At 42.7% G+C, this 10413-nt stretch carries 9 protein-coding genes and 1 CRISPR repeat array; of the genes, 7 read left to right on the forward strand and 2 right to left on the reverse strand.

The window, feature by feature from the left end; genetic code table 11:
• Positions 1 to 18: 18 nt before the first annotated feature.
• Entirely contained in the window at positions 19 to 516 is a 498-nt protein-coding gene (locus Q1A70_RS11890; RefSeq protein WP_299691265.1) for a GNAT family N-acetyltransferase, read from the reverse strand.
• A 331-nt stretch (positions 517 to 847) separates the two neighbouring features.
• Here Q1A70_RS11890 and Q1A70_RS11895 point away from each other — a divergent pair, with 331 nt between their 5' ends.
• The 6 genes from Q1A70_RS11895 (at position 848) to Q1A70_RS11920 (ending at position 8074) form a co-directional block, all read left to right on the forward strand.
• Positions 848 to 2059, forward strand: coding sequence for a TniQ family protein (locus tag Q1A70_RS11895; protein ID WP_299691263.1), 1212 nt, complete (start codon positions 848 to 850; stop codon positions 2057 to 2059).
• Between the two features lie 2 nt (positions 2060 to 2061).
• Positions 2062 to 4149, forward strand: coding sequence for a type I-F CRISPR-associated protein Csy2 (locus Q1A70_RS11900; RefSeq protein ID WP_299691260.1), 2088 nt, complete (start codon positions 2062 to 2064; stop codon positions 4147 to 4149).
• Between the two features lie 6 nt (positions 4150 to 4155).
• Positions 4156 to 5187, forward strand: coding sequence for a type I-F CRISPR-associated protein Csy3 (gene csy3 / locus Q1A70_RS11905; RefSeq protein ID WP_299691257.1), 1032 nt, complete (start codon positions 4156 to 4158; stop codon positions 5185 to 5187).
• 9 nt (positions 5188 to 5196) lie between these two features.
• Positions 5197 to 5802, forward strand: a complete 606-nt coding sequence (gene cas6f / locus Q1A70_RS11910) for a type I-F CRISPR-associated endoribonuclease Cas6/Csy4 (protein WP_299691254.1) — start codon at positions 5197 to 5199, stop codon at positions 5800 to 5802.
• 109 nt (positions 5803 to 5911) lie between these two features.
• Positions 5912 to 7446 (forward strand): IS3 family transposase gene (locus Q1A70_RS11915; protein ID WP_299691252.1). Its coding sequence is split into 2 segments (ribosomal slippage): positions 5912 to 6380 and positions 6380 to 7446, totalling 1536 coding nucleotides; the frame shifts between segments, so codons are not numbered across the junction.
• 125 nt (positions 7447 to 7571) lie between these two features.
• Positions 7572 to 7781: a CRISPR direct-repeat array (repeat unit 30 nt; unit sequence AGTGTCCTGCCGTATAGGCAGCTAAGAAAT).
• A 140-nt stretch (positions 7782 to 7921) separates the two neighbouring features.
• The gene (locus Q1A70_RS11920) at positions 7922 to 8074 is read left to right on the forward strand and encodes a hypothetical protein (RefSeq protein ID WP_162838724.1); all 153 of its coding nucleotides are present in this window, start codon (positions 7922 to 7924) and stop codon (positions 8072 to 8074) included.
• 173 nt (positions 8075 to 8247) lie between these two features.
• On the opposite strand, the gene Q1A70_RS11925 is transcribed toward Q1A70_RS11920, so the two are convergent.
• Entirely contained in the window at positions 8248 to 9240 is a 993-nt protein-coding gene (locus Q1A70_RS11925) for a nitrilase family protein (RefSeq protein ID WP_299691250.1), read from the reverse strand.
• Between the two features lie 62 nt (positions 9241 to 9302).
• Here Q1A70_RS11925 and Q1A70_RS11930 point away from each other — a divergent pair, with 62 nt between their 5' ends.
• Positions 9303 to 10181 carry a LysR family transcriptional regulator gene (locus Q1A70_RS11930; protein WP_299691247.1) on the forward strand — a complete coding sequence of 293 codons (879 nt, stop codon included), beginning with the start codon at positions 9303 to 9305 and terminating at the stop codon, positions 10179 to 10181.
• Positions 10182 to 10413 lie beyond the last annotated feature (232 nt).

A 10413-nucleotide genomic window follows, 5' to 3' on the forward strand; every position in this document is an offset into this window, starting at 1 on the left:
GTGTCTTAAAGGCTCTTGTTATGCGTTCATCTCGAACGCTGGACTGATTCTCGACATAAGAACCATATCTATGTACCGACCATTTTTGAACGTACTTAAACGCTTAATTCCCTCGGTTTCAAAACCAACCTTTTCGTATAGGGCTTTTGCCGAAATATTATCAGCATGCACCTCTAACTCTACACGAACTAGGTTTAGCCAGTTGTCAGATTGATTGATCGCTTCGTGCATCAATGCCTTTCCAACACCTTTGCCATGGCTTTCAGGGTGAACTGCGATCGCAATAGATGCTGTGTGCTTGTCACGGGCTTTATTCGTTAGGAATAGCGTTACATGCCCAACCACTTTGTCGTCAATTTCAGCTACTAAAGTGTACTGATTTGATGCTGTGAATAAACTTGAAACTTGCGAAGAACTCAAGAAAGGAAGCTGTGAAGTGTTTGCCATCACCTCAGGAAAGCTATAAATACTATGAAGATCTTTATGATCAAACTCTTCTAAATGTCTAATTTGCAAATTACATCCTTACTGTAAATTTTGTCGCACGCATATCAACGCCCAATGAAAAGCTGGTAAGACCCCAGCTTACTAGACATTACACAGATAAGAAAATGTAGGTCAAACTACCTCACAGTGATTTGTGAGGTTGAATGCTACTGGCACGAAATGGGGCAAAAGTTACTTAGCCTAATGCCATCAGTTTGATAGGAATAGTATCTCTGAGCTAGAAAGTACCATGAGTAAGATTGATGATGTTTCATTATGGAAATCACTAAAGTTTATGGTTGCAATATACTAGATACCTCCCATACTAAAACTTAGATATTCTAAGTTTTAGTGGTGGCATGTGAACACGGACATTCAACTTTACTCTGATGAATCGCTCGAAAGCTTCTTGTTGCGTTTATCGCAAGAGCAAGGTTACGAGCGATTTTCTCATTTCGCCGAAGATATCTGGTTCGACACCATGGATCAGCATGAGGCGATTGCTGGTGCTTTCCCCTTAGAGCTCAACCGAGTCAATATCTACCACGCTCAAACCACAAGCCAAATGCGAGTGCGGGTTCTTATCCATCTTGAGAACCAATTAAAGCTTAACAACTTTGGTGTACTGCGCTTAGCGCTATTACATTCAAAAGCTCAATTCTCTCCACAATACAAAGCAGTACATAGATTCGGTGTTGACTACCCTTATGCTTTTCTTCGCAAACGCTTCACGCCTATTTGCCCTCTGTGTATTAACGAAGCCCCTTACATTCGCCAGCAGTGGCAATTTATCTCTCACCAAGCTTGTGAACATCATGGCTGTAAACTGATTCATCACTGCCCTGAGTGTAAGTCGAGACTTGAATACCAAAGTACCGAGAGTATTAACCAATGTGAATGTGGTTTCGAACTCCGAAACTCGCCAGTAGAAGATGCGCCAGAGGTTGAGGTATTAGTTGCTCAATGGTTGTCAGGGAATGATTCAAAACCCTTGGGATTACTAAAAGGAGAAATGACGTTATCTGAACGCTATGGTTTTTTTCTTTGGTATGTAAATCGTTATGGCGATATCGATGACCTCAGTTTTGAGTCATTCATTGAATATTGTGGCTTCTGGCCAAAGGCATTGTGGCAAGACCTTGATGCCTTGAAAGAGAAGGCAGAACTTGTTCGAGTAAAAGATTGGAAGAAGGTGTTTTTCAACGAAGCTCTTGGGACTCTGCTTAAAGATTGTCGTCAGTTACCCAGTCGGCAGTTGAGTCACAATATCGTGCTCGCACAGGTGTTAGCTTACTTTACAAAGCTAATGGCAACAGTGCCCTCAAGCGGCAAAGGAAATATCGGTGATGTACTGATCAGCCCCTTAGAAACTTCTACATTGCTCTCTTGTACAACGGATGAAGTGTATCGGCTGTATGAGTTTGGTGAGATTAAAGCCGCTATCAGGCCGCGAATGCATACAAAGATAGCGAGTCATGAATCGGCGTTTACTTTAAGAAGTGTCATCGAAACAAAGTTGACTCGAATGAGCTCTGAAAGTGATGGTTTAAGTGTGTATCTACCAGAGTGGTAATTATGACGAAATTAAGTGACTTATTAACAATTGAAGACGAAGCAGTAAAGCAGTCTGCTTTAAAGAAGATGTTCATGCCCTATACGGAAGATGTCTGTGTTGATGGGTGTGAAAAAGAAGCGTTAACGATCTTGCTTAATCTCAGTTCAAGCCACCAAGCCGATAGATGCTCTGATTGGTTGGATGTTGCCCGTGCTAAAAGGCATTTAAAAGCGGCTGAGAACCTAGAGGCGTCCCTCGATGAAATCAAATGGTTCCACACCCATAATCTCAAGTTTCCAGACTGCCGAGTTAAAGATAAGCGAATAATTGCACAGCCTCTTACTACAACCGAGGCATTTATTTCAAGCACAGTATTAGAGCAACGCTTGGGGTGGGCGCATAACTCCGCGGTGTATCGCCATACATTGTGGTTATTGAATCCTTTCCGCTGGCAATCACAGTCCGTGAGTCTTCTTGCACTTGTTCAGCAAGAAACCTCTGTTTGGGTTGAGCTGCTCAAAGAATTTGGTTTAGGCATTAAGTCACTTGCTCGCTTAAAACATACAATTGAAGAACAACTTCCTGAAAATAGTTTTCCTGACAGTGTCAGCACTTACAGCAAGCAACTGCGGTTTCCATGGGGGGATGATTATGTTTCGGTGACCCCAGTGGTCAGTCATGCCATCCAAAGAGAGTTAGAAGTGAGATCGAGAAGTCGAGAAAGTAAGCTCAGCTTTGTGTCTTCATCGCTGCCAAACTCGGCAAGTATCGGGAATCTGTGTGGCAGTTTAGGTGGGCATATGAAAGTCCTAAACTACCCGCTAGACGTCAAACCAGCGCAGGGTGGGACGTTAACTGAAAGTCGCAAAAAGAGTGGTCACTACTTTGATGACTATCAGGTAACTAATGCCAAAGTTTGTCAGGTTTTAAATCATCTAATTGGTTCAGAGCCATCAAAAACACAGAAGCAGAGGGATAGTGCTCGCAAGGTTAGAAGTAAGATATTGCGAAAGCAGATAGCCCTTTGGATGCTTCCTTTAATTGAGTTAAGAGATATCGTTGATGCTGACCCTAATCAACAGCAATTGGAACATGATGACACTTTAGCTCAAGCCTTTTTAGTGCTATCAGAATCGGGTCTAGGCTCTTTAGCTAGTGAGTTTAACCGTCGCTTGCATCTCACGTTTCAGAATAACAAGTATACCGCGAAGTTTGCCTACCACCCTAAGCTTATGCAGGTCGTCAAAGCCCAAATCGTATGGTTACTGGAACAACTTAGTAAACCAAATGGCAATGAAGATAAGGTAACGGGTGAGCAGTATATCTATTTGTCATCAATGAGAGTGCAAGATGCGGTCGCAATGAGTAACCCATATCTGTGTGGTGCGCCTTCTTTGACGGCTATTTGGGGGTTCATGCACCATTATCAAAGAGAGTTTAATAAGCTAGTTAATTGTGATTCCCCGTTTGAGTTTTCGAGTTTCTCTTTTTATGTTCGAAGTGAGAACATTCAACCGACGGCCAAGCTTACCGAACCCAACTCAGTCGCTAAAGCACGAACGGTTTCTAACGCGAAGCGATCAACCATTCGTAGTGAACGATTGGCGGACCTAGAAATAGACCTAGTTATCAGAGTCCATAGTGACAGCCGAATTTCAGATTTTAAGTCCGCACTTAAAACGGCACTTCCCGTTGCTTTCGCCGGAGGGGCATTATACCAACCACAGCTCTCGACACAGGTTGAGTGGCTTAAGACATTTACCAGCAGGAGTGAGCTTTTCCATGTCTTAAAAGGGTTACCAGCATACGGGCGATGGTTATATCCAAGTGAAAAACAGCCGAATGATTTTGATGAGCTAGAACGTTTAATCACTAAAGACGCTGATAACTTACCAGTTTCTATTGGCTACCATTTGTTAGAACGTCCAACTAAACGGGGCAACTCAATCACCAGTTGTCACGCTTATGCAGAGAATGCGATAGGACTCGCTCAGCGAGTTAGCCCCATAGAAGTACGTTTTAGTGGAAGAGATCACTTTTTAAATCATGCCTTTTGGTCGATAGAATGCAGTAGCGAAACTATTCTTATAAAAAACTATAGGGATTAATTGCTTATGGAACTTTGCACTCAGCTGAATTACGTTCGATCACTCTCTGCTGGCAAAGCATATTTCTATTATCTATCTAAAAGTGGTGAGATGTGTCCCCTTGAAATTGATCGGACTAGGTTGCGTGCACCAAAAGGTGGGTATGCAGAAGCATATAAAGGGGGCAAGTTCGTAAAAAAGAATGTTGCTCTACAAGATTTAGCTCACTCCAATCCTCAGTTCATCGAAGAGTGTTACGTAAAGCCAGGTGTCGATGATATCTATTGTGCATTCCCCCTTCGAATTCGAGCCAATTCTCTAACCCCAGATATCTGTAGTGACGATGAAGTGCGCAGTAAACTTTCGTTACTGGCTAATACTTATAAAGAGCTCAATGGGTATCAGGAGCTCGCTCATCGATACGCAAAGAATATACTGCTTGGCCGTTGGCTTTGGCGCAACAGAGAGTGTCGAAACCTGTCGATAGAAGTGACCACCAGTGATTCGCAAACCTTGATTATAGAAAACGCAACAAGGCTTTCTTGGTATGGTCATTGGGATGAGGCTTCAGCAGAATGCCTAGAAAAGCTCACAGCCTATTTGATGCGAGCCCTTTCCGATACGACCGAATATTTCTACATGGATGTCAAAGCTAAAATTGGAGTTGGTTGGGGAGATGAGGTTTACCCAAGCCAAGAGTTTTTAGATAGCCGAGAAGATGGTGTCCCTACTAAGCAGTTAGCTACTGTCGAACTATTGAACGGGAAGGAAACCGTTGCGTTTCATGGTCAAAAAGTTGGAGCCGCGTTGCAATCGATTGACGATTGGTGGCATGAAAACGCAGATAAACCATTAAGAGTGAACGAATATGGGGCAGATCGAGAATACGTTATAGCAAGGCGACACGTGTCCCATGGAAATGACTTCTATCAACTGCTCAGAAATACAGAGAACTGGATTGAAAGTATGACAGCTTCTCAAGTCATCCCAAATGATGTGCACTTCATCATGTCTGTCTTGATCAAAGGCGGCCTATTCAATTGTTCTAAAGCGAAGTAAGGGATAGATATGACTAAGCGTTACTATTTCTTAATACGTTACATGCCTGCACAAGCCGACCATGAATTATTGGCAGGACGGTGTATATCCCAAATGCACTTGTTTATGGTCAATAACCGACAAGCCATGAATAAAATAGGTGTGAGCTTTCCCGACTGGAGTGATGTTACGGTTGGTCAAACCATAGCTTTTGTTGCCGAAGATAAAGAGATGATGGTTGGACTCTCTTTTCAGCCCTATTTCTCTGTGATGGTAAATGAAGGTTTGTTTGAGATTTCTAGTGTTTGTGAGGTGCCTGACACTGCGGTAGAGGTGAGGTTTACCCGTAACCAAACGATCGGGAAAAGCTTTCTGGGATCCAAGAAACGTCGGATCAAACGTAGCATGGCGAGAGCCGAACTACTTGGTGCTGGAACATCATTACCAGTCACTAATGAAGAGCGGGTCATCGATAGTTTTCATCGAATACCAATCTCCAGCTGTTCTTCCGGGGAAGATTATATGTTGTTTGTACAAAAGGAGTTTGTCGGTGAGCGCGGTACAGCAAACTTTAATAGCTATGGTTTAGCCACCAATCAAGAAAGAAAAGGCACGGTACCTGAGTTACGTTTTTAACCCTTTTTCCCAAGCTCTTTTTTAGGCAAGTAAAAACAAAGAGTTCCCCCTCTGGCAGGATAGTTGTCACTGTTAAGATTTAACCAGTTTGGGTGGTAATGAGTGAGCTTTGAATCGCATTCCAACAGAAAGAAAAGAAGCCATATTGAAGAAGCTACTACCTCCTTATTCAATGTCTGTAAGCCAAGTAGCAAAAGAGGAAGGTATTAGCACAGCAACCCTGTATCATTGGCGGCAGCAACTTAGACGTTCAGGAGCCGCTGTGCCGAATAGTAATACTTCATCAGAGCAGTGGTCTGCTCAAACTAAACTCGCCATTGTCGCTGAAACTTACTCTATGACGGAGAATGAACTCAGTCAGTATTGTCGAGAGAAAGGCTTGTTCCCTGAACAAGTGCAAGATTGGCGAAGTGAGTGTATGCAAGGGTTTATGTCTGCTAAAGAGCGTGAGGCTGAAGCAAAGAAACAAGCTAAAGCTGACAAGCTTGAAATTAAAGAGCTGAAAAAAGAGTTACGCTTTAAAGAAAAAGCCTTAGCTGAAACCGCAGCACTCTTGGTTCTGCGAAAAAAGCTGAGAGCCTTTTACGGGGAAGAGCCAGAGGACGACTAACCTCAACCGATGAAAGGCACTACTTGGTTACTCTTATCCACGATGCTAAGCAAAGTGGTTGCCGATTGGAGTACGCTTGTCATGAAGTTCAAATCGACTTGAGAACGTATCGACGCTGGTATCAGCAAGGTGAAATACAGGCAGATAAAAGACCGACATGCGTTAGGCCTGAGCCTGCGAACAAACTATCGCAACAAGAGCGAGACGCGATTATCGAGGTGTGCAACCGCCCAGAATATGCGAGTTTACCACCGACTCAAATCGTTCCGACACTGCTTGATAAAGGTGAGTATATTGGTTCGGAGTCGAGTTACTATCGGGTTTTGAAAGCGAAAGGTCAGCTTCATACTCGAGGTCGTCAGCGAAGCCGACAAAAGCGATCAAAACCAACGAGTTATACTGCAACAGGTCCGAACCAAGTCTACACCTGGGACATCACATACTTGCCGTCTATGGTTAAAGGGCAGCACTACTATCTGTATGTCATTGAAGACATCTATAGTCGCAAAGTTGTCGGCTACGATGTGTATGAAAGAGAATGTGGAGAGCTAGCATCTGTTCTATTGCAGCGTACGCTGATGCGTGAGCAATGCTTTAATAAACCGTTGGTGCTTCACTCAGATAATGGGGCTCCAATGAAGTCTCTGACCTTCAGAGCAAAGATGGAGGAGTTAGGTATCACTTCATCGTACAGTCGTCCGAGAGTAAGTGATGATAACCCTTATGTAGAGTCTTTGTTCCGCACGGTGAAGTACATGCCGAATTGGCCCACAAAAGGCTTTAAATGCGTTGAAGATAGTCGCTCTTGGGTAGAGGCGTTCGTGCGTTGGTACAACACCGAACATAAACACAGTCAGTTAAATTACGTCACGCCATCAGAGCGCCACAATGGTCAAGATAACGAGATATTACGACGCAGAGCGTGCGTGTTGTCGATAGCAAGAGAACGACACCCTGCACGTTGGTCAGGCAAGATTAGGAACTGTGAACCAGTTGGTGAGGTTCATCTAAATCCTGAAAGAGAAGCCGCTTAATAAGTAAGCGAATGATGACAACTACCTTGAAAAACGCCGAGTTACAGAAGTAAGAAGAAAAAGGGTATTTTGATAAATTGTGACTTTAAGCACGCAGATTCAGAAGGTTAGAGGCTATATTCAAGAGTGTCCTGCCGTATAGGCAGCTAAGAAATTTAGGCACACAAGTAGAGGGTTTGTTTTAAAGTGTCCTGCCGTATAGGCAGCTAAGAAATAGGAGACTATAACCGTGAACACCTACAATTTGTGTCCTGCCGAATAGGCAGCTAAGAAATATCCGATACATATGCGTTGCAAGATCGGCATGTGTCCTGCCGTATAGGCAGCTAAGAGTAGGCCAGGAAGAAAGCAACCAACCTGCTGAACGAGCAGTTAATAATCAAAACCATCAAGTTTATGCTTGATGGTTTTTTGTTGGGTTTATTGATATTAAACTGTTAGGACAAAATTTTCTAAGTAGTAAAGTGAGTATGAGATGAGTGATGTTTTGAATATGGTGCATGAGACAGTAAACGACTTATACGAAAGTGGTGCTGTAGATCAAGCAACGTTAAATCAGTTTGAGAAGATATGTTTAACCGTAGCCGACGATGATGGTGGAGTACAGGAAAGTAAAGAAAGCTCTTAGTTATCGAATTTTGACAAGCCCCTTCGGTAATTAAGCGCTTGATGATCACAATACTAGCTTGATCTCAGCTAGCGCATTTTTGCCCCGAAGTTTGTTAGGGATTCTTTATGAAACAATATAATCATAATCGCCAACGTATTATTCGTTGGCGACCACTCAATAAGTTACGCCATCTATTTTTGTGTTGAGAATCTTGCCTGATAAGGCGTCAATTCATTTCCTTCCATCGTTAAGGGAGCGTATAGATTAGGTCTACGACCTCTGATCCAGCGTCTGCCTGTACACATATTTAGATCTTTCGCATTGAGATCGGCAATAACCATATCATTATCGATGCAGTCAGTTTCAGCGATAATTTCACCATAGGGATTGAGCACCATTGCATTCCCCGTTCTAACTTCATCCATATCAACCCCAATACCGTTACTAAAGATCAGGAACATACCATTGTCATGGGCACGCGCGGGTAGCCAACGCATTAACCACTTTCTTCCTTTAGAACCTTGCATTTCAGAACGAATTGAATCTGGATCTTGGTGACGATTATGCCAAAGCTGGGGATCAATCAACCCCATCGCATTAGGGCTGCGAGAGTTTGTTCCGCCTGTTTGATGAGGCGCGACTAGTATATCAGCCCCTTTTAATGCTGTTATTCTAACATTCTCGACTAAATTATTATCCCAGCAAATCAGGATTCCTACACGGCATCCATGTGGTGTATCAAACACAGTGTATTCATTGCCACTTCTCATGTGTTCGCTGACGAATGTATGCAGCTTTCTGTGTTTGGATATCTGGCCATCAGGCATTGCCATTACGTAAGAATTATAGAAATTTCCGTCCTTGTCCTTTTCAATTAAACCTGCGCCGATGCTGATTTGGTATTGTTCAGACATTCTTAGCAAGCGTTGAGACGTTTCCCCTTGTGGAATGAACTCGGACAAATCATTGATTTCTGATTTCTTGAGTTTCGATACATGCCAATAACCAGTCACACACATTTCAGGGAAGGCGATAATTTTTACCTCTTGTTTAGCTGCCTTTTCTACATAACTTTGAATGACCGATAAGTTGTAGTTTTTGTCGTTCGCATGGTGGTTAAATTGGACAGTAGCAACACGGATATCTTTCATAATTGTTCCTTTTACTTGGTGAATATCAACCATTTTAAAAAGCTCCTTTGATTCCGTATAATGAATAAAATTCCTATAATTAATGAGCGCACGGAATGGATTTTGTCGATTTACGCACATTCTGCCAGTTAGCGGTGGATGGTAACTATCGAGTAGCTTCAGAGCACTTACACATCACTCAGTCAGCTTTAACTAAGAAGATTCAACGCCTTGAAGCTTTTTGTGGAGTGGTTTTATTTGAGAGAGGAAGACAAGGGGCCAGTCTAACTGCGGCAGGCGTAGCTCTTTTACCTGAAGCGCAACGAATGGTATCGAGTTTTGAATCATATAAATCTCTAACTCAACGAGTAGCCAAGGGAATTGCAGGAACTCTCAATATAGGTTTTGGTATATCTTCCTACCACCTTGCACCAGATTACATAGCTAAGTTTAAAAAACACTACCCAGATATCTACATTACACTTAACGATATACCATCTCAAAAGCAGTCAGAATTCCTACTTCTGGGGGATCTTCATCTCAGTTTTAGTCGACTACCAACTGTAGCTCCGCTGAAGGGCGTGAAGCTCTGTAAAGATCACCTAGTGCTTGCGACGCACAGAAGTCAAATTATAGACAAAAACAAGCTGTGGTTTTCGTTAGATTCAATCGATTATTTACAGCTTAACCCTGAGCGAGGTAAGGGGCTAAGCCAACAAATAAACATGCTATTGGAAGAGCATGAGAAAAAACTGAATGTAGTTCAGGAGGCCGATGATATTCAAACATTGTTGGCACTCGTATCAGCAAATTTGGGCTTCACTATTGTTCCTGCAAGTGTAAAGCATATTGCGAATGAGCATGTCGCTTTTTGGGAACTGTCAGGGGTAAATAGCTCATGGGACGTTGGCCTAATTTGGAATGAGCAGTTAGAGAGCTTTGCAAAAGATAACTTCATTCAATTTGTTGAGAAGATGCAAATTGAACGTCTTTGATTCTATAGGTTTGCTGTAACTCACTTTTGTCCAACACTGAATTGGCTGCGTCATTTATTTCATTTGAGTTAATGAGATTAATTATCATTTGAGTTGACTTGCTATGCCATTCGTGTCATAATATAAAGTAGGCAGCAACGATTGCCATCTTCCTCCGGTTTTGTTGCTTAATTCAGATAGAAGACATGCCTGGTCCATAGTTGCCTAATTCTTAAACAATGCACTGAGTTTC

It is taken from the genome of uncultured Vibrio sp. (genome assembly GCF_947488985.1).
Classification (GTDB): domain Bacteria; phylum Pseudomonadota; class Gammaproteobacteria; order Enterobacterales; family Vibrionaceae; genus Vibrio.